At 69.1% G+C, this 19,495-nt stretch carries 19 protein-coding genes; 7 read left to right on the forward strand and 12 right to left on the reverse strand.

Features of this window, described 5'->3' with window-relative positions; genetic code table 11:
* Positions 1 to 9: 9 nt before the first annotated feature.
* From J2W20_RS06990 to J2W20_RS07005, 4 genes are all read right to left on the reverse strand, one after another.
* The gene (locus J2W20_RS06990) at positions 10 to 1,062 is read right to left on the reverse strand and encodes a sugar ABC transporter substrate-binding protein (protein ID WP_307005739.1); all 1,053 of its coding nucleotides are present in this window, start codon (positions 1,060 to 1,062) and stop codon (positions 10 to 12) included.
* A 37-nt stretch (positions 1,063 to 1,099) separates the two neighbouring features.
* The gene (locus tag J2W20_RS06995; RefSeq protein WP_307005740.1) at positions 1,100 to 2,998 is read right to left on the reverse strand and encodes a TRAP transporter large permease; all 1,899 of its coding nucleotides are present in this window, start codon (positions 2,996 to 2,998) and stop codon (positions 1,100 to 1,102) included.
* 80 nt (positions 2,999 to 3,078) lie between these two features.
* Complete coding sequence (locus tag J2W20_RS07000; RefSeq protein ID WP_307005741.1) at positions 3,079 to 4,107, reverse strand: DctP family TRAP transporter solute-binding subunit; 1,029 nt, start codon at positions 4,105 to 4,107, stop codon at positions 3,079 to 3,081.
* Positions 4,108 to 4,196: 89 nt separating this feature from the next.
* Positions 4,197 to 5,540: an NAD(P)H-dependent oxidoreductase gene (locus tag J2W20_RS07005; RefSeq protein WP_307005742.1), complete on the reverse strand. Its 1,344-nt coding sequence runs from the start codon at positions 5,538 to 5,540 to the stop codon at positions 4,197 to 4,199.
* Between the two features lie 193 nt (positions 5,541 to 5,733).
* On the opposite strand from J2W20_RS07005, the gene J2W20_RS07010 reads away from it, so the two are divergent.
* From J2W20_RS07010 to J2W20_RS07020, 3 genes are read left to right on the forward strand one after another with little or no spacing between them, the layout of a single operon-like run.
* Positions 5,734 to 6,771: a LacI family DNA-binding transcriptional regulator gene (locus tag J2W20_RS07010; protein WP_307005743.1), complete on the forward strand. Its 1,038-nt coding sequence runs from the start codon at positions 5,734 to 5,736 to the stop codon at positions 6,769 to 6,771.
* 50 nt (positions 6,772 to 6,821) lie between these two features.
* The gene (locus J2W20_RS07015) at positions 6,822 to 7,133 is read left to right on the forward strand and encodes a putative quinol monooxygenase (protein ID WP_307005744.1); all 312 of its coding nucleotides are present in this window, start codon (positions 6,822 to 6,824) and stop codon (positions 7,131 to 7,133) included.
* 29 nt (positions 7,134 to 7,162) lie between these two features.
* Positions 7,163 to 7,537 carry a shikimate kinase gene (locus tag J2W20_RS07020; protein ID WP_307005854.1) on the forward strand — a complete coding sequence of 125 codons (375 nt, stop codon included), beginning with the start codon at positions 7,163 to 7,165 and terminating at the stop codon, positions 7,535 to 7,537.
* 223 nt (positions 7,538 to 7,760) lie between these two features.
* Here J2W20_RS07020 and J2W20_RS07025 read toward each other — a convergent pair whose 3' ends face one another.
* On the reverse strand, positions 7,761 to 8,585 hold the full coding sequence (locus J2W20_RS07025; protein WP_307005745.1) for an SHOCT domain-containing protein: 825 nt from the start codon (positions 8,583 to 8,585) through the stop codon (positions 7,761 to 7,763).
* 94 nt (positions 8,586 to 8,679) lie between these two features.
* On the opposite strand from J2W20_RS07025, the gene J2W20_RS07030 reads away from it, so the two are divergent.
* The 4 genes from J2W20_RS07030 (at position 8,680) to J2W20_RS07045 (ending at position 13,318) form a co-directional block, all read left to right on the forward strand.
* Complete coding sequence (locus tag J2W20_RS07030) at positions 8,680 to 9,444, forward strand: DUF6994 family protein (RefSeq protein ID WP_307005746.1); 765 nt, start codon at positions 8,680 to 8,682, stop codon at positions 9,442 to 9,444.
* Between the two features lie 192 nt (positions 9,445 to 9,636).
* Complete coding sequence (locus tag J2W20_RS07035) at positions 9,637 to 10,503, forward strand: PASTA domain-containing protein (RefSeq protein ID WP_307005747.1); 867 nt, start codon at positions 9,637 to 9,639, stop codon at positions 10,501 to 10,503.
* 305 nt (positions 10,504 to 10,808) lie between these two features.
* Positions 10,809 to 11,066, forward strand: a complete 258-nt coding sequence (locus tag J2W20_RS07040; RefSeq protein ID WP_307005748.1) for a hypothetical protein — start codon at positions 10,809 to 10,811, stop codon at positions 11,064 to 11,066.
* Between the two features lie 539 nt (positions 11,067 to 11,605).
* A complete protein-coding gene (locus J2W20_RS07045; RefSeq protein WP_307005749.1) occupies positions 11,606 to 13,318 on the forward strand; it encodes a sensor histidine kinase in 1,713 nt (570 codons plus the stop codon).
* On the opposite strand, the gene J2W20_RS07050 is transcribed toward J2W20_RS07045, so the two are convergent.
* From J2W20_RS07050 to J2W20_RS07080, 7 genes are all read right to left on the reverse strand, one after another.
* Entirely contained in the window at positions 13,215 to 13,727 is a 513-nt protein-coding gene (locus J2W20_RS07050; protein WP_307005750.1) for a hypothetical protein, read from the reverse strand. The two genes, J2W20_RS07045 and J2W20_RS07050, sit on opposite strands and share 104 nt — an antisense overlap.
* Positions 13,728 to 13,767: 40 nt before the next feature.
* On the reverse strand, positions 13,768 to 14,091 hold the full coding sequence (locus J2W20_RS07055) for a hypothetical protein (RefSeq protein WP_307005751.1): 324 nt from the start codon (positions 14,089 to 14,091) through the stop codon (positions 13,768 to 13,770).
* Positions 14,088 to 15,647 carry a signal peptidase I gene (locus J2W20_RS07060; protein ID WP_307005752.1) on the reverse strand — a complete coding sequence of 520 codons (1,560 nt, stop codon included), beginning with the start codon at positions 15,645 to 15,647 and terminating at the stop codon, positions 14,088 to 14,090. Before J2W20_RS07060 ends, J2W20_RS07055 begins: the two co-directional genes overlap by 4 nt.
* 85 nt (positions 15,648 to 15,732) lie before the next feature.
* The gene (locus J2W20_RS07065; RefSeq protein ID WP_307005753.1) at positions 15,733 to 16,119 is read right to left on the reverse strand and encodes a hypothetical protein; all 387 of its coding nucleotides are present in this window, start codon (positions 16,117 to 16,119) and stop codon (positions 15,733 to 15,735) included.
* Between the two features lie 473 nt (positions 16,120 to 16,592).
* A complete protein-coding gene (locus tag J2W20_RS07070) occupies positions 16,593 to 17,108 on the reverse strand; it encodes a response regulator (RefSeq protein WP_307005754.1) in 516 nt (171 codons plus the stop codon).
* A 72-nt stretch (positions 17,109 to 17,180) separates the two neighbouring features.
* Positions 17,181 to 18,371 (reverse strand): helix-turn-helix domain-containing protein, encoded by a 1,191-nt coding sequence (locus J2W20_RS07075; protein ID WP_307005755.1) that lies wholly within the window; start codon positions 18,369 to 18,371, stop codon positions 17,181 to 17,183.
* A gap of 45 nt (positions 18,372 to 18,416) precedes the next feature.
* Positions 18,417 to 19,460: a flagellar motor switch protein FliG gene (locus J2W20_RS07080; RefSeq protein ID WP_307005756.1), complete on the reverse strand. Its 1,044-nt coding sequence runs from the start codon at positions 19,458 to 19,460 to the stop codon at positions 18,417 to 18,419.
* Positions 19,461 to 19,495 lie beyond the last annotated feature (35 nt).

The raw sequence follows: 19,495 nt of genomic DNA on the forward strand, positions 1-19,495 counted from the left end.
CGTGCCCGATCAGGGCATGCCGGTCATGTACTGGGAGACATTCTGCTTGTCCACGACGAAGGCCGGAACATCGACCCACGCCGGGACCTGCTTGCCGGCCAGCAGCCACAGCGCGGTGTCGACGCCGGTCGCACCCTCTGTGGTGGGCCGCTCGCTCACCGTGGCGGTGTAGGTGCCGGCCGCGATCTGCTTCTTCGCCTGCGGGATGCCGTCCGTGCCGACGAGCATCACCTTGCCGGTCAGGCCCTTGGCATCGATTGCTGCCTGGACCCCGAGCCCCATCCCATCGTTCTGGGAGTAGAACGCCTTGATGTCCGGATTGGCGGTGAGCATCGCATTGGCGATCGTCTGGGCCTGGTTCGTGTCCCACTTGGCCGTCTGGGACGCCACGAGGTTCAGATTCGGGTGCTTGGCGAGGCCCTCCTTGAAGCCCTTGCCGCGGTTGAGAGCGTTGGACGAGCCGGGGTCGCCCTCGATCTGGGCGACCTTGCCCCCGTTGGGGAGCTGCTTGGCGATGTAGTCGGCAGCGCTCTGCCCGATCGTCTCCGCGTCGGGTCCCACATACACCACGCCCGGCACGGTCCCCTTGGCGTCGTTGAGCACGATCGGCGGCACCCCCTTGGCCAGGGCCGCCTTGAAGACCGTGTCCAGCGCCGTCGCGGAGATCGGGGAAGCCAGGATGGCGGAGCAGCCCTGGTTCAGTGCGCTCTGGGCCTTGTCCAGCTGCTCGGTGATCGAGGACTCGTCGTTCACCGCGTAGGTCTGGTACTGCACACCGAGCTTCTTGGCCTCGGACTCGAAGCCGTCGCGCTCGAAGCCCCAGAACTCGTTGGCCAGGGTCCGGGTCACGTAGCACAGCTTCACCCCGGACTTCGGGGTCGGGGTGCCGAGGTTCTTCTGCAAGGTGGCCACATCGGTCTTCTGGTCCGCTTGGACCTGGGAGGCGAGGTTGGCGGTCGCCCCGGAGCTGGAGCCTTCGGGGGTCGCCGAGCATGAGCTCAGGGCGAGGGCCGCCACGGAGGCGCCTGCAAGGGCTGCGAGCCAGCTGGTTCGTCGTGTCATCGGAGTTCCTTTCATCGTTGAAAAAAGAGGGGGAGGGTCAGTTGGTGCTCAGCCCCATGAGGGTGGGAAGGACGGTGCTGAACCAGGGGACGGCCGCCAGCAGGAGCACGCCGGCGACGAGGACGGCAAGGTACGGGAGGAAGTGCCGGATGCTCCCTTCGACGCTCTCCCTTCCGGTTGCTGCGGCGACGTAGAACCCGATGCCGGCCGGGGGTGCGAAGGAGCCGATGCCCATGGCCATGACCAGGACCATCGAGTACTGGACGGGGTTGATGCCGAACTGGACGGCGATCGGGAGCAGCAGCGGGGCGAAGATGAGCACCGCGGGCATCCCCTCGAGCAGCTGGCCCATCACGATCAGGATGACGATGCTCACCAGCATGAAGAGGAAGGGAGAGTCCGACAGCCCGGACATGGCGTCCGCGATCGCTGCGGACACCCCTGCGGTGGCGAGCGTCTGGGCGAACGGGGACGCTGCCGCGATGATGAACAGCACCATGCCCGCGGTGGTGACCGTCTCGCGGAGGGCCTGCCACGAGAGCGCCGCCCGGTCGGGCCGGGAGACGCAGGCGAGCACGGAGGCATAGGCCACGGCCAGAGCTGAGACCTCGGTGGGGGTCGCCACGCCCGTCACGATCCCGGCCACCAGCCCGGCGGGAAGGATCAGGGTGGGCAGGGCCAGGGCAACCGTCCGGCCCTTCTCGGCAATGGAGCTCCGGGACGCGCGTGCTGTCCCGCGGGCCCTGAAGAAGACCAGGAGCATCACGCAGACTCCCAGCACCCCCGCCGGTACGAGGCCAGCCATGAAGAGGGTGGTCGTCGACAGGGACGTGATGGAGCCCAGGATGAGCAGCACGATGCTCGGGGGAACGGTCTCGCCCATGATGGCCGAGGCCGACAGCACCGCGACGACCTCGCCTCGGGCGACCTTCCGTTCCTCGAGCATGTCCCGCATGGTGGTGCCGACGGCGGCGACATCTGCCACCTTGGATCCGGAGATGCCGGAGAAGACGTACATCGTCACCACGACGGCCATCAGCGCCCCGCCCCTGATGCGGCCAAGGACGGCGTCGACCAGTTTCGCCAGCGGGGCGGTCAGCCCTGCGCGGCTCATGAGCGCTCCGACCAGGATGAAGAACGGGATCGCCAGGAGCAGGAACGAATTGGCGCCGGACTGCATCCCGACGGGGACCGCCGAGAGGTCGGACAGCCCGCCCCAGAGGATGTAGACGCCCGAGCCGAGCATGAGGACGAACGCGACCGGCACCCCGAGGAAGAGGACCACGAAGAGGAAGACGAGCACCACGACCAGGAGCGTGTCCGAGCTCATCGCCAGCGTTGCCTGCTGCAGGCCCAGGACCCCTGCGCCTGCCGCCGCAGCGAGGACCAGCCCGCCCAGGGCCGCCCGGCGCGGTCCGCGGACCAGCTTGACCAGGGCGAACCACGACGTCATCGCCAGTCCCACGGCGAAGGGCAGCGAGACGTAGGACTGCGGGACGTTCAGGATCGGCGTGGACTCGCCGGAGCGCTGGAGGAGCACGGGCACGAAGACCGCCAGCATGCCCGCCGAGATGCCGAGGACGACCGCGTCGACGAAGGCGCGCTGGTACGCCCGCCAACGGTCCGGGAGCCTGTCGGCGAGGATCTGGATCGACATGTGCGCACCGCGCGCATAGGCGATCGCCCCTCCCACGAACGCCGCGATGTAGAGGGCGAACTCGGAAACCTCCTGCGTCCAGGTGACGGAATTCCCCGTCGCGAGCCGGTACAGGACGTTGAACAGGACCACGAAGAATTCGACGACTATGGCTGCTGCGACGATTGCCTCGAAGACGCTGTCGAGCCATTTCGTGCCGCTCCAGGCCGCCGGGCCGTGGGCCTCGGCCTGCTCCTCGGTCCTGACGATGCCTGTGCTCTCGTCGATCACTGTTTCCATGGGGCTTGCTCTCCTAGCGGATCCCGTTGGGGTCCGTGGCTGGCCGTGCTGAGGACGGCCAGCCACGGGCCGGCGGGCTGTCACTGACCGTCGACGAAATCGACGGTCTTCTTGAGGAAGTCGGCGCCGCCGACGGTGTCGGCGAACTGGGGATAGAGCGCGCGGGCGACCTGCTTGAACTTCGCGGCGCCGTCGGGTGAGAGGTCGTTGACCTTCACCCCACCCGACTCCAGCTGCTTGACCTGCTGGTCGGCCTGGGCGGCGTCGTTCTTCGTCTTGAACGCGGCGGTGTCATCGGCCGCGGCCTGCAGGGCCTGCTGGGCGTCCGAATCCAGTCCGGCCCACTTCTTGTCGCTGAAGGCCAGGACGAAGGCGTCTTCCATGTGGTTCGTCATGGAGAGGTACTTCTGCACCTCGGCGAACTTGTTGGTGGCAGGAACCTCCACCGGGTTCTCCTGGCCGCTGATCGCTCCCGTCTGCAGGGCGGTGTAGACCTCGGAGAATGCCAGCGGCGTCGGGCTGGCCCCGACGGCGCTGAAGAACTTGGTCCACAGCGGATTGCCCGGGACACGGATCTTCAGGCCCTTGAGGTCATCCGGCGTCTGGATCGGGCGGACCGAGTTGGTCACCTCCCGCGGGGTCCGCGAGAGCATGGCGAGGCCCTTCGTGCCGCTCTGGCCAAGATCCCCCAGCAGCTCCTTCCCGGGAGCACCATTGAGGTACTTCACCTCCTGGTCCACAGAGGAGAACAGGTACGGCAGGCTCACCGCGTTCATCTTCTTGTCCGTCCCGGCGTAGACCGAGGTGGAGAGGATGACCGCGTCCAGCGACCCGCTCTGCACCCGCGACACGGCGGCGTTCTGGTCTCCGCCGAAGCTCGTGCCGTTGGGAATGACCGTGACCTTGACCTTGCCGTTCGACTTGCTCTTCACGACGTCGGCGAAGTGCTGCGCGGCCGCGCCGACCGAGGACCCGATGGGGTCGGGGATCGACAGCTTCACCTCCACACTGTTCGCGGCGGCGGAAGCGCCTCCGGAGCAGCCGCTGAGGGCTAGGGCGGTGACGGATGCGGCAGCGAGGGCGGCAAGCCAGCCGGCTCGTCTCGTCATGGGTGGTCCTTTCATCGTTGGAAGGGTGGGGCAGGTTCGTGCAGCGTGCCGGGCTGCCTTTCGGGGCCGTCCCGGCACGCTGCCGGGATTCAGACGGTGGCGCGGATGAGGGCTTCGGTCTCGCGGCGCAGCTCGAGGGCGGTCGCGAGCGATTCGTCGATGACGATGTCGTCCCACTTGACGTGCTCGCCCTTGGCGACGCTGTTCTTCAGCTCCACGTGGTGGGCGAGTGCGACAGGCAGGAGGCCTTCCCGGACCGAGGTCTCGGCCGAGACCAGCTTGCCCCAGACGGTGTAGCCGCCCTCGCCGTCGAGGAACTCCCCGGCGCTGAGGTCCTTCTTGGCCGTGGCAACGACGTCGCCGAAGAAGCCCTTGGGCGATCCCGTGGAGATCCCGCGCAGGACGGCATTGGCGATGGACATGTTCAGCTCGAGGCCGACGTAGTGGTATGGGCGGTAGAGCGCGGCGTACTGGCCGGTGGGGTCCGGGTGCCAGGGGTACTCGGTGAAGCAGCCCGAGACGTAGTCGTTGGTCGCCTTGACGACGACGAACACGCCCTCCTGGGTGTTGAACGGGATCCAGTCGCCCTCGCGGGTGACGCTGGACATGACCTCGACCGAGCCCTCGTGGGCGAGCACGCCGCCGACTGCGGAGGGCCGGCAGATGGTGGCGATCTCCTCCACGTTGCCCGGGGTGAAGGTCAGGCCGCTGTCGGAGGGGACCAGGCCGGCGGCGTTGGCGACCGCGGCCATCTCGATGGCGGCCTTGGTCCCGTCGCGGAAGGAGGTGTGCATGTAGGGGTTGAGCTGGCCCGAGTCGGTGAGCTCCTTGGAGAACTCCCAGTTCTCCCAGACGTTGTCGGGGTTCATCTCGTGGTAGTGGGGCAGGTACTTCGCGCCCTTGCCCGCGCAGACGACGTCGAAGCCGGACGTGCGGGCCCAGTCGACGAGCTCCATGATGAGGGCAGGCTGGTCGCCGTAGGCCATGGAGTAGACGACGCCGGCCTCCTCGGCCCGGCGGGCCAGGGCCGGCCCGGCCAGGGCGTCGGCCTCGACCGTGACCATGATGATGTGCTTGCCGGTGCTGATGGCCCGCAGCGCGTGATCGATGCCGACGATCGGGTTGCCGGTCGCCTCGACGATGATGTCGATGTCCGCCTCGAAGAGGGTGGAGGCATTCGCGACGACCGCGGTGCCCCGCTGGGCGATGGCGTCCTCGATCGTGGCGGAGACGGCATCGGCCGGCCAGCCGACCAGCTCGAGGGCGCCTTCAGCGCGCTTGGTATTGATATCCGCGATGGCCACGACGTGCACGCCGGGGATGTTGCGGGCCTGGGAGAGGTACATGGTGCCGAACCGGCCGGCGCCGATGAGGCCGACGCGGATCGGGTGGCCTTCGGCTTCGCGCTGCTCGAGGAGGGAGTGGAGGTTCACGGTGCTTCTTCCTGTGATCGGGCGGCCGACGGGGTGAGTCAGGGACTTCGTGCCGGCTCTGCCCGACTCTCTCGTCGCTCGCTTGGTTCCCTAAGTGGTAACGGTTACACTTTTGTACCAGTGGACCGGGAGTGACGTCAATCACCCCTCGGGAAACTGGTCTAGTGTTTCCCTCACGACCTAGGAGGAGCCGGTGAAGAAGCCAGCGACTATCCGCGACGTCGCCCGCGAAGCGGGTGTCTCCGTCGCCGTCGTCTCGCGCGTGCTCAACGAAGGCACCGGGCCTGTGGCGCCCACGACCCGGGCGAAGGTCCTCGAGGTCATCGAGGACTTGGGGTACCGGCCGCGCGCCGCTGCCCGCGAGCTCCAGCAGCGGACGACCTCAACGATCGGCCTCGTCGTCGCCGACCTCGCGAACCCGTTCTTCGCCCGCCTCGCGGACCGCGTGGTCTGGGAGGCCCGCGCGCGTGGGGTGCACGTTGTCGTGCTCACCACGCAGGAAGACCCCCACCTCGAGGCCGAGTCCATCGCCACGCTCATCGAAAGGTCCGTGGCCTCGGTGATCGCCACCCCCGCCGGGGACAACGTCGACAAGTGGGCCAGGCTCATCGATTTGGGCATCAACGTGGTCTTCGTCGACCGGGAGATCGACCAGCTCGAGCAGATCGACGTCGTCACCATCCGCAACGACGTCTCGGCCGAGGTTGCCACCGCCCACCTCATCGGTCTAGGGCACACCCGCATCGGGTTCATCTCCGGACCGGCCGCGACTTCGACCGGGCGGGACCGCGTGGCCGGCTTCCGGCGGGCCATGGCGGCTGCCGGCCTCTCGGTGGATGACGAGCTCGTCCACCACATCCCCTTCCGCGGAGACAATGGGAGCGATTCGGTCGGGGCCCTCCTGAGCATGCCGGAACCGCCCACTGCGTTGATCGTCGGCAACACCGCCCAGGTCCGCTCGGCCCTGCGGAGGATCAAGCAGTCCGAGATCCACGTTCCGGAGGACCTGAGCCTCGTCGTCTTCGACGACAACCCCTGGACCGAGCTCGTCTCCCCGCCCCTGACCGTGGTCCGGCAGCCCATCGAGATGCTCGCGGTCCACTCGGTGGACCTCGCGGTCGGCCGCGCGAAGGGCCTCCTCCCCGAACACCGCCGCCGGATCGAAGTCGACGCCGAGTTCGTCCGGCGCTCCAGCAGCGCCCCTGCCCGCCAGAGCACCCCGACCACCTAAACCCTCAGCGCTTGCCGCCGCACTCGCAGCAACAAACCCCTAGGAGCACCATGTCCGTCGTCGTCACCGCCGTCTTCCACCCCGCCCCGGGCAAGAAGGACCAGCTGCGCGAAGCGCTGCGCTCGTCCATCCCCGCCGTCCACGAGGAAGAAGGCTGCCTCCTCTACGCCATCCACGACGCCGAAGACGGAACCATCACCATGCTCGAGAAGTGGACCACCGCCGAACTTCTCGACGCCCACGCCAAAGGTCCAGCCGTCGAAGCCCTCGACGCGGCAGTCGCCCCCTTCCTCGCCTCGCCCACCGTCGTGACCAAGATGGTCCCGATCCCGGCCGGCACCGACGAGCAGGGCCTCCTGTGAACGGCATCGGCACGGTCTTCGTCACTGGCGTGTCCGGGGTCGGCAAGACGACCGTCGCTTCGTCGCTCGCTGCCGCGTTGGGGAGGGTGTTCATCGACGCCGACGACCTCCATCCCGCCGAGAACAAGGCGAAGATGGGGGCCGGCACCCCCCTGACAGACGATGACCGATGGCCGTGGCTAGATGCCGTCGGGCTCCGCAGCAAGCAGGCAGCCGTCAGTCGTCGCATGCTCGGCCCTGCGTCGCCGCTACCGCGAATACCTCAGCACTTTCGCCCCGTCGGCCGTCTTCATCCACCTCGATGCAAGCCACGAGGACATCGCACGCAGGATTGCCGGCCGCGCCCACGAGTACATGCCCGCAAGCCTCCTCGAGAGCCAGCTCGCCACGCTCGAACCCCTTGACCCAGATGAGCCCGGCTTCCGCGTGGATGCAGCCACGCCGGTCGGCGACCTCGTACGTGCCATCATCGTCGGTCTGGAAAACTGTGGAGCTCGCCCCGTCGGAGCCTGACCCGCAGCAGCCCCGCAAGGCGCATTTCGGCACTAGAGGTGGACCGCGGAGGTTCCAATCAAAGGAACCATTGATGGTCCTCGGAGCGCAGCCCGACGACCAGATCCCATAGGTCTACGACTTCTGCAGAATGGCTCTCTTCTGCTGCTGGAACTCCTCTTGGGTAAGGACTCCTCTGTCAAACAGTTCGGCCAGCCGCTCCAGTTGACCGACCGTGTCCACGGGTCCTTGTGCAGCCGGCTGCGCAGATGCCGCTTGTGACTCTTGTGCTCCTCTGATGGCCCGCAGCAAGGAATCCCCCTGCCCGTGCGCCAACTTCGAGATGATCGCGGTGGTACCGAGATGGCTGATCGTTAGCGTCTCGCCGGATGAGCGCAGGCTCATCGATGCCTTCTTCACATCAACGGCCTGGATGCCGTTGATCGAGAATGACGTCAGGCTCTCAGAGCCGATGCTTTTCTCAAGGAAGAGGAGTCGGCGGCTGGTTACTGCGGCGATACCGTTCTTGTTGTCAAGAAGACCGACGCCGATGGCGTGCACGTGCTCTTCCCGCTCGAGAACATTTGCCAAGTGGGCGATCTCTTTCCATCCAAACAGCCGAAGGTAATCCTGGCTCGCCGCAGCCTTGATGCCATGGTCATCGAGAAGGTCCTCTGGCAGCCCCTCTGCGATCTTGACGAGGTGCTCGTAATGCCTGTTGCCGAGGCCTTCAACGCGCCAATCAATGAAGGTCTTATCGTTGGCGGGGGTCATCTTGCCTGTAATCTTCGCTGCCCAGCGGTCGCGCAGGATTGCTCTGGGCACGTCTACGAGAACCTGTTCGGGCGAGAGAGACGCGAGCTTGAACGTCGCCTTTTCAATTGCGGGCGGAAGAAGATCAAGCACCGTGTCAATGTCAGCGAGCAACGTCCATTGGACAGTCCGAGAGATTGTAGCCATAGCTGTACTCTATCTACCCCTTAGTGAAAGTCTGCCAGCCCTACGCTGCTGCCGCCTTCGCGTCCGATGAACCGGGGGCCCGTAGACTGCCGTCATGCGCGTCTTCGACACTTCATTCGACTACAAGACGGACACGCCTGCGAAAACCAGGCCCGACGCTGACAGGGACAGCCAGAGGCTCCGGGCCGACCATGAACTGCTCTGGACGAAGGAGCTGAGCTCGGGTGTCCTCTTCATTCCGAGCATTGCGTCGGCTGGCAAGAATGAATACCTGATCTTCACCGACGCCTCGGGAGCTAGGTACTGCTACGGCAGCGACGCCATAACGAATTCCTACACGACGTGGCTGAAGCCGCCGGCTCTCGTCGCAGCCCGGGAGGAACTGAGCGATGACCAGAAGTCCCGCTACCTGAACCCGCCGTACACCATCGGCAGTGCGATGATCTGGCCGCTCAGGAAGAAGGATCGCCGCACGATGAACACAGCGCGAGGGTTCGGGCCCGAAGGCGATCAGATCGGTGACCGCATGGACCTCACCCTTGAATGCATCCGGCGGCACTACGCAGGGGGGCCCTGGAGCCCGCTCGCCAGCGTCATCAGCGCCTACGCCGACTTCTTCGCACTCTTCGACGGGTTCGCCGAATTCGTGCGCTTCTTCCACCTGCAGGATCTCGTCACCCGCGCCTACGACGAGGTCCTGTTCTACCTGCCGCTCGAGAACTTCGAACGCCCCGGCACACCGACCACCACGGAAGAGTACGTGGAGTGCCAGGAACGCTCACTGGAACTCATCGCCAAACGCGCCAAGCGGATGGCGGACTGGGTCGCCGAGCACCATCCCGAGGTCGAGGTCCGATAGAGGCAGGGGAGGGCTCTCGACGTCGACCTAGATGACCATCAACGACGGCAGTCCCAAAGGCGGCCAATGGGACAGGCGTTTGGACATGTACAAGACTCTCTCGACCAAGAGCCTAAAACCCGCTTCTGTCGTGCTAACTTGACCTGAGCGCGGGCGATTGAACCGCGCTTTGCACAGGGTAAAAGGGGGAACGTGAAGGCAGCTCCGCGGTGTGCTAGCAGCGCCAGCACAGTCAACGTCGTCGCGCTTGCGGCAGTACTCATCATGGGCATCGCGGGATGCGGTTCCCCTCAGGCGTCGTCGACCGCGCAGAGCACGCCTTCGGCCAGCCCTGGTCGGACGATGCCGTCCGTGGTGGGAAAGAGGTTCGGCGACGCGCAGTCCGGCCTCATTGCGCTGGGCATCCACTTCGTATTTCGTGGTCCGGATGGGAGCCAGTTCGACAACGCCCCGGATTCTGCGAAGATCACCGGAACGGAGCCAGCCGCCGGCGTATCCCTCCCTCAAGGAACCCCTCTGGTCCTTGACGTAGACATGACGGAGAAGGACGCCAAAGCCAAGTCCGATGCAGACGCGGCCGCAGCCGCTGCCGCCGCCTCAGCCGCCGCAGGTCCCCCCCGGAGCATCAGAGGGAACCTCATCGCACACGTCGGTGACGGGCTGAAACTCCAGTCCAACGACGCGACCATGGTACAAATCAAAGTCACCGGGATCACTGCAAATGCCCGGTGTCAGTCGGACCTGTTCGCGCCGACCCGAGGCCAAACAATTGTCCTTGACATGGAGATCACCACCACAGCGGATCTGGCACATGACTCGTACCCGAAATTCACCCCCATCTTCGAATGGAAGGCAATCGCCAGTAACGGGACAACCGTCAACGGTCGCATCGACAACATCAATTGCATAGCTCCCGCCAAGAGGATTCCGGACGAAATCGGGCCCAGCGAGAAGGTCGTTGGCCAGATGGCATTCGATCTTCCTCCCGGAGCAGGAACTCTCATCTGGCTCCCATCGGGAGTGACCAGTGGCTGGGAGTGGAGCTACCCCGCCGGTTAGCAGGAAGCCAAATTCTTGCCGTGGGGGCTGGAAGGCCGTGCGGACAGCCTTCTGGGTCGCGCAGCGTGCGGGCTGGACGGATCTGACCAGATCGGATGCTCTCTCGGCTGACCCACGGCCCTCTTGGCGATACCAGAAGGTGCTGAACGCTGCACGCTTCGCTGTCCTGTCCAAGGAACCTTTGGCGGTACATCATCTGACCGCTGCGCAGAGTGCTGTGAAATCGGGCAGCGGGCCAAGCCCGTCGCTGACAGTGAGGAGGAGCTGCTGTCACCGTCAGGAGGATACCTCGGGGGAGGGACCGAATGGATGCCAAGACCTACGATGAGCCAGCGGGGCCCGTGTACGAGGAGATCCTCCGCCAAGTCGCCCACACGAAGCTCCACGGGAGCACACGCCAGCGGTACAACGTCGACACATGGGAGCCTGCGGTCCAGGCGCACCACCCCGGCGGCCCCCTGATCGGTGACGGATGCAGCCAGTGCGGGCAGCCGTGGCCGTGCCGGTTCCTTCTCAACCTGCTCAACAGTGGACTAGTCGCCGAGAGAGGACACCTGTCCTAGCGGGTGGCTGGTCTTGCAGAGCACGGCTGGCCTCTTGCGGGTGACATCATCGAGGGTCGACCAGATCTCTCCGCTGAGCGGGGGCGGCATGCTCCCCTCCCAAGTCCAGCGGAACATGACCCCGGTGAGAGACGCCCTGCAGGCCGCCATCGACTATGTGCAGACCTTCGGGACCTTTGATAGCCGCCGATGATAGATCCAGGCGCAGGCAGGGAGATGCAGCTGGACGATTAACCTGTGCCGGCCAATTCGGTCTGCGAGAGCCCACGGGACCTCTCGTGCATTCGGCCCTCGGCCTCCGCGGCAGGTGCCGTGACCTTCCGGCTCCCCCGTGGTTTGCATGTGCTTCCGAGCAGGTTCTGCAGGAACCCCCAGGGCCACGGTTGTCCGCCCTGCCTCCGCCGGTCGCGTCCTCGGGGTCGCGACCGGCGCCGCCCTGCCGTACCTGAGAGTGCTGGTGTAACCTGTGCCCAAAAAGCTGTCAAGACACGTGACAGGATGTCTGGATGTTCCGGGGCGGTGGTGCGCGGGTGGGAGCGGTGCGAGGCTGGGACTGGTTCGTGCAGATGTTCGTGCACGGGATGTCCCGCCGGCAGCAGGTGCTGCTGAGCCAAGTGCCCCTGGCGGCAGCGATCGCGCTGGTTGCCGGGGTCGTGGCCGTGTGGCATCCCGACATCCTCGCGGAGCCCCTGTTCGGGGCGGCGCTTACGGGCCAGGTGCTCCTGCTCGCCCTCGGTGCGGCAGTCCCCTGGGGGAAGGCCCCCGCCGGTGCGGCCCTGGCGTTGCCGCTGCTGGACTTCGTCCCGATTGGGATGGTCCGCGTGGCCGGGCTCGACACCAAGATGCAGCTGGGCGCCCTGGGGGTCGTGCCAGTGGTGTGGCTGGCCTGGTCGGGCCTGCGTCCGGGGTTCTGCATGGCTGCGGCCTTCCTGGGGCCCTTGGCCATGGTGTGGGCTCCTCTGGTCCTGGCCGGGTCCTCGGCCCCGGGGGAGTACGCCGATGTGATGGTCCTGCCGGCCATGATGCTTGCAGCCGGTGCCGTCGTGCACCTGCTCGCCGCGGCGACCCGGGACCAGCGCCGCGCCCTCGAGTCCGCCCGCGGGCGGCTGCAGGAGGCGCTGGATGCCCAGGCGAAGGAGAAGAGGCTCCTGGACACGGTGCTGGAGACGATCCCGGTGGGGGTCCAGGCCCTCGACGCGAGCGGCGCCACCGCGGTGGCGAACCGGCAGCAGTACCTGAACAAGGCCCTGGCGGGGAGGGTCCCCGGCATCGGACAGGACTGGCCCAGGGTGTTCGACCTGGCGGGGGCGCCGCTGCCGCCGCACCGCCAGCCGGTGGTCCGGGCGATGCGGGGGGAGGCCTTCTCGGACTTCCTGGTCCGGCTGGGGGAAGGGCCCACCCAGCGGGTGTTCTCGACTTCAGCCCGTCCCGTGCAGGGCCCGGATGGGAGCCCCGACGGCGCCGTCCTCGCCTTCAGCGACGTCACCTCCCTGATGGAGGCCCTGGCGGCAAAGGACATCTTCCTCGCGAACGTCTCGCACGAGCTGCGCAACCCGCTCACCTCGATGGTCGGCTACCTCGACCTGGTCCAGGAGACTCCGGGCATCCCGACCCGAGCCGAGCACGGGCTCGAGGTCGTCCGCCGCAACGCGGAGCGCCTCGACCGCCTCGTCGGCGACCTGCTCGCCGCGGCGTCCGGGGGTATCGACGTGCGCCCCGAGCCGGCGGACGTCGCCGCTATCGTGCGCCTCGCGGTCGCGGCCGCGGCTCCCGCGGCCCGGTCGGCCGGGGTAACCCTGAAGGACGACACCCAGTCCAAGGCCTTGCCGGGCATGGTTGACCCGGTGCGGATCGCGCAGCTGCTGGACAACCTCCTCTCCAACGCCGTCAAGTACACCCGCCCCGGCGGGAGCGTGACGGCCAGGGCCTTCCGGGCAGCAGACGGGATCGTGCTCGAGGTCGAGGACACGGGCATCGGCATGAGCCCGGAGGAAGCCGCGGCCGTATTCACGAGGTTCTACCGGGCCCCCGGCTCCAGAGCCGCCCGCATCCCGGGCCTGGGCCTTGGCCTGCCGATCGCCCGGTCCATCGCCGAGGCCCACGGCGGCCGCATCGAGTGCACGAGCACGCCGGGGGCCGGGACGGCATTCACAGTGTTCCTGCCCGACCCTCCAGACCAGGGGCCGGGGCCGGGGCAGCAGCCGGCGGCGCAGGCGGAGCGGCACCGCAGCGGCCATCAGGGAAGACGGTGACCCCGGCCGCGTCACCGTCGGCGGCCTGGCGGACGCAGCGCTGCCGGAGTGAGGCGACCGTGCGCTGACCGCAGGCGCGGACCCGCCCCAGCTGCACGGCTGCTGCCCCTGAGCGCAGGGCGCCCTCGAGCGCGGCGGCCTCGCCGGCCAGGCGCGGGGCGCCGACCATGATCGCGGAGACCCGCAGGCTCCGTGCGGCCTCGAGCGACTCCTCGGCGTCCGCGCCCTGCAGGGCCGCCTCGATGCGGGCCAGGCGCCGCTCCCACATCCCGGTGAAGGACGAGGCGAACCTGGCTCCTGCGCCGGGCATCTCTTCCTCCAGTTCGGCGAGCACGCCCGGGTCCAGCAGGGGGACCCGCTGGAGTCCCGCCCGCGTGCGCGGGGCGGGCCTGCCGGGAGGGCGGTGCATCTGCGGCCTCCTGACCAGTCGTGGAAGTGGTGCTCCCAGCCTAGGAGGCCGGGGCGGGTTCGGGCAGTCGGAACACCCGAAGCGGCGGCACCGGCGGCTGGTCCGCGCTGCTGGCCAGGACGCCGGGCGCTCCTGCCCGCTGGAGCCTTGGCCCGGTGCGGATCAGGCGCAGGTGTTCGAGGAGGGCTTCCTCGGGACGGTCGGGGTACTCGGCCAGGATGGCGCGCAGCCTGGCCTTGGCGTGCCCGGGCAGGCGGGGGCTGGCCAGGGCCTCGGCCAGGATGTCCCGGACCTGGTCCTGGACGGTGGTCTCCTCCGGGTGGTGGCGCCGGTCGTCCACGGGTTCGCTGCTCTCAGTCATCATCTGGTGTGGCCTCCTCGGGCGCCTTCCTCGGCACCGGCTTCGGACAGGGGCACCTGGGCGGCGCCGGTGCGGTAGCGGTAGGTGATGTTCTCGTCGTTGACGATGAAGGTCTCCACGCCGCTGCGGGACCAGGTCAGGATCAGCAGCCCGTAGCGTTCGGCGAGCCGGGCCAGGGTCGCGATGTCGTCGACGTCGACGGTCGCCCGGCCCGGGGCGGCAGGGACGGGGTGCACGGGAACCATGAGGGAGCCCCACCTGGCCCGGACCCGGGCGGCCTCATCCTGCGGGCCGCGGCGCCGGGCAGCCAGGGCGACCCCGGCGAGGGCCAGGGCGGCGGCGGCCAAGGCGCCCGCGGACAGCGGCCGTGCTGCCGCCGCGCCCAGGGACCAGGCGCCGAGGGCGAGGGAGCGCTCCTTCGCGGCCGGCGCCGCAGGCCCGGCGGCCTTCTGGCCGGTGCTGAGCCCGGTGGGGTCGGAGAGGCTGAGCTGGAGGGGGGCGAGGGTGAGCTTGAGCGCGGGTGCGTAGTCGGTGCCGTCGGCGTGGACGGTGGGGACGAGGGCGACTGCCAGGGGAGTGGTGGTCGTTCCGGTGGCCTGGGCTGCAGCCTGGGCGCGGGCCTCGAGGGCTGCCAGGTCGAGGACGGCCTTGCCGGTGCCGCCGTCGCCGATTGGCTGGGGGCCGGTGAGGGGGATGGTGGCGTGCCAGCCGCCGGGGGCGGAGAGTTCAGCGGCGGCGCTGGCGGTGCCGGCGGGGCCGTGGTAGGTGTAGGCGACGGTGACGGAGCCGGCGAGGACCTTGCGGAAGACCGGGTCGGGAGACGAGACGGTGGTCCCGTCATAGGCCGGGCTGGGCCGGACGGGGGCGGAGTAGGAGAAGTCCATACTCCTGCCCTGGACGGCCTGGGAGGTGGGGGCGCCGGCCTCGGTGGGCCCGGACCAGGCCCAGGCGCCCAGGGCGGCGGAGAGGGCGAGGGCCACCAGAGTCCCGGCGGTCCAGGCGCGCAGGGGGCGCTGGAGGAGCTGGTCGAGTGCCAGGGGGCGCGAAGGGGCGCCGGTCTCGAGGTGGCGGGACATGCTGGTTCTCCTTCGGGCGCGTCGGCGCTGGCGGCGGGTGAGGACGGTGGTGCCGCCGCCGAGGAGGGCGAAGGCGGCCAGGGCGAGCACGGGCGGGCTGGTGAGGGCCTTCAGGGCGGTGCCGGCCTGGGGCACGTGCAGGACGGCACGGCCGATGATCTGGTCGGCGGCGGGGTGGTCGATGTCGGTGGACTGGTTGTTGTCGCCCTTGATGGTGAACCCGTTCGCGTCGCCGCCGATGATGCGGTGGAGGGCTATCTCGGTCCCGCCGTGGACGTGGTAGGCGACGATGTCGCCCACGTGGTACGCGTCGGCGCGGGCGACGGCGACGAGGTCGCCCTGGTAGTAGACGGGGTTCATGCTCACCCCGTGCGTGACCACGACGGCTGCGTGGCCGCTGGCCAGCAGGACCCCCAGGAGCGCCCCCGTGACGGCCGCGGCGGCGGCCGTGACGGCGAGGAGGCGTCGGAGCAGGTTCCTCACGGTGGTCCTCACAGGTTGCAGCGGCGGCAGGGGTGTGGATGGTGCGGCCCGCCCGCCGAGGGGCGGGCCGCACCGCCGTTCGGGACTAGCTGACGGTGACGTCCAGGCTGGTCAGGCCGGCGTATCCGGTGTCCGCCGCGCCGTCGAAGGTGCAGGTCGAGGCGTTGTTGGAGACGGCCGAGCAGGTGAAGGACCCGGTGCCGCCGGCCGGTGCCACCGCGACCGTGTGGCCGTCGGCGGTGTTGGCGAAGGTCAGGGCGATCGAGCTGACCTCGGTGTTGGCCGGGGCATTGGCGAACGAGTAGTCGACCCCGGACAGGGTCGCGCCGGTGACGCTCTGGGAGACGGTACCGCCGAGGAACTGCGTCGTGGGGGCGGTGGTGGCCAGGCCGGTGCCGGTGAAGGCGGTCCCGCCGGCGAGGGCGGCGGCGCCGAGGCCGAGGGCGAGGGCGATCTTCTGGGACTTGCGCATTGGTTTCTCTTTCGGTCGTGCAGGCACCGGGGGTGCCCGGGACGGCTGGCCAGGCTCAGGCCTGGCTCTCACAAGGGGTGTCGAGGCAATGGGGCTCACAGCGGCTGACCGAGAGGAAGAGGTTCCCCCGAACCTGGGCCGCGGGCTGCCACCGCCCAGCTGCTGGAGCGGTAGATGGATGAGGACCACCCGACACCTCCACGCTAGGGCCGCCGACCGTTCCCGAAAGCTGTTCTTGGGCGATCCTGCGAGAAGCCTTGGACTTCCCCCGGACCTCCGTACTGATTCCTGTGCCGCGGCCCTGATCGGGCGTTCTCGGCTCCTGCAATGGGGTGATCGGATTCGGGACGAACGGGTGGGCCTCCAGATCGGGGCCGCGGCTCAGGAAAGGGGGCGCCTGCTGAAGACCGCCCTCGCCCTCGTCGCCGCCGCCCTCGCCGGCGGGACCGCCTCCACCGGCACCGGCCTGGCAACTACCGCCCCGACGAAAAGGACTGCACCTGTCGGCTCTGAGGGAGGGGCCTGGTGCACAGGGTGTTGGGGCTGCGGTCAGGAGGGCTCGGGCTGGGCGGTGGGGCAGCCCGGGGCCGGGTCTGGACACGCGCCGCCGGACGGGCCTCCGGCCCGGCCGCTGCCCGGATCGCCTGCGGGACGCCGTTGTCGGCGATCGAGCGCAGCAGGAAGACAGGGCCGCCTGCCGAAGGGGTCCTGGCCGGCTGCGGCAGCCAGCTGGTGAGGATGACGCAGCGGGTGCGGGTGCCGGACTCGTGCAGCTGCCGGCACAGGGTGTGGCCCTCGCCGTCGGGGAGGTGCTCGTCGAGGACCGCGACGTCGGGGGCGAGGTCCAGGAGCAGGGGCAGCGCCTCTGCGGCGGATTCCGCTTCGCCGACGACGTCCATGCCTTCGTCCCCGAGCATCTCGCGCAGCGCGGTCCGCAGCGGCCTGTAGCCACTGAGCAGGAAGACCCTGATGCGCCCTTCGCCTCTCATCCCTCGTCCTTGTCCGCCGTCGCTGGGACCGGTGCTGCGGGCGGCCGGGTCCACGTGTGCGCCGTGGTTCATCTAGGTCTGGGGTCGTATGCCGGCCAGGGCGAGCTGGTGCGCGGCGGCATCGAGGACGCGGTCGGCCTCCTCCTGCTGCCCGGCGGCTCCGAGGGCCCGGCCCAGGAGGAGGGAGGCGTGGGCGGCGTGGTGGTGGGCGAGGAGGTGCTTCTCGGCGTGCACGTCGCGCAGGAGCGCCAGGGCCTGGGCGGGGCTGCCGGTGGCGTAGAGCCAGCGGGCGCGCAGGAGGGAGAGCTCGATCTGGTCCTCCCGGGTGCCGCCGATGACGGAGTAGGCCAGTTCTGCCCGCTCGAGGGCGTTCGCGGTCTCGGGTCCGAGGTCCCCGCCGGTGATCCGTGCGGAGGCTGCGGCCTTGCTGAACTCGGCCCAGAGGCCGATGTCGTTCGCGGGGGAGAGGGCCCTGCCCGCGCGGGCGTGGCGAGTGGCGCCCCCGCTGTGGTCGCCGCGCAGGAACGCGACGTTGCCGATGGCGGCGTGGGCTGTGCCCTGCAGCGGCCCGTCGGGTTCGTCCTCTGCCAGGTCTGCCAGGATGCCGCAGTAGTCCCAGGCCTCCTCGAGGTGCCCGGCATCGGCGAGGGACTCCACGAGGGTCCGGAGGGGCTCCAGCGGCACCGGGGTCCGGGGCAGGGCCGTCGCCGCAGCCCGCACGGCCTCGCGCGCATGCTCGACGGCGGCGCCGATCCGTCCCCGTCCTCGCTCCGAGCGGGCGAGCAGGTCGTGGGCCCGGGCGGTGAGGGGCCCGGCTGCACCGAGGGGGTGCGCGAGGAGGGTGCGGGCCAGGGCTGCGGCCTTCGCGAACTGCCGGAGCTTCATCAGGCTTTCGGCGTGGAGGGAGGTCATGTCCCACCAGGCGCCCTTCTTGCCGGCCTCCCGCGCGGCGTGGGCTGCCTGGGCGGCGTGGGCGGCGGCGCTGTCGTATTCGCGGAGGTCGTGGGACTGCCGGGCGGCCATCGAATGCAGCAGGTAGGCGGCCTCCTCAGGGGAGGGCGTCTGGTCCCGGGCGTCCAGCTGGGCCGGGGTGAGCTGGAGGCGGCCGGCGAGTTCCCTGATCACCTCGGGGGTGGGCTCGCGCCGCCCTTCCTCGATGAGGGCGATGTAGTCCGCCGGGCATGCGGCGCTGGCGATGTCGTGCCGGGTCAGGCCCCGCGCGTTGCGCTGGGCTTGCAGCTGCCTGCCGAACTCGGTCCCCACGGCCCTGCCTCCTACTCTTTCTCGTGTTCTCGACGAGTCAGGCCTTCAGTAGATGAAGTCCTCGTCCCCGCGGCGCACGGTGATCTCGCCCGCGGCCTCGAGGACGCGGATCTGGTAGACGACCTGGGCCCTGGCCTCCTGGACCTCGGAAGCGCGGATCGGGCCGAGGGCCTTGCTCTCGGCCTCGACGAGGTCGCGGTTGCGGTCGGAGATGTTCTCGTGGATCGCCTTCACCACCGGGGCCGGTGCGCCCTTCATGGCCTTGGCCAGCAGCGTGCCTTCAACACCGCGGAGGATCCGCTGGATGTCGCGGCGTTCGAACTTGACCAGGTCGGTGAAGGTCAGCATCCTCGCCCGCACCTCCTCCGCCAGGACGGGGTCGACGGCGTCGAGGCCTTCCATGACGTCCTGCTCGGTGGCGGCGTCGGACCGGTTGATGATGTCGACCAGGGGCTGGATCCCGCCCAGGGCCTCGGCCGGCTGCCTGGTCCCCTGGCCGGCAGTCCCGAGCCTGGACCTGAGCTCGTCGGCGAGCAGCCCGATGGTCTCCGGAGTGCTCGGCCCCATCGTCGCCAGTGCGCGGGCGACCTCGGTGGCCTGGGCCTGGCCGAGGCCGGCCAGGATCGGGGACGCGGTCTCGGGCCTCAGATGGGCCAGGATCAGGGCCACCGTCTCAGGCAGCTCGCCGTCGAGGACGGTGAGCAGATGGCCGGTGTCGACTGTCTCGAGGAACTCGAAGGCGTTCCCCGCCATGCTCGCAGCCAGCCGCCCCATCACGCCCTCGGCGCGGTCGGCGCCGAGGGATGCCTGCAGGAGCCCCTGCGCGAGGGCGCGTCCGCCGAGCACCGGTCGGCGGCCGGTGACGACGAGGTCGTGGAATTCGGCGATGACCTGCTCGGACACGTCGGCGTCCACCCGGCCGAGCCGGACGATCTCGGCGGCGACGGCCTCTGCCTCGGCCTCGGTGAACTGGGCCATCACCCGCACCGCGGACTCGGTGCTCATCTGCATCAGCACGATCGCTGCCTTCTGCATGCCCGTCAGCGCCACCGCGATGCCCGCCCCGGTCATGCCCACGCCCTCGCGCACGCCGCGGCGACCATGAAGCAGCAGGGATGGGGGAG

This window comes from Sinomonas atrocyanea, assembly GCF_030812675.1.
GTDB lineage: Bacteria > Actinomycetota > Actinomycetes > Actinomycetales > Micrococcaceae > Sinomonas > Sinomonas atrocyanea_B.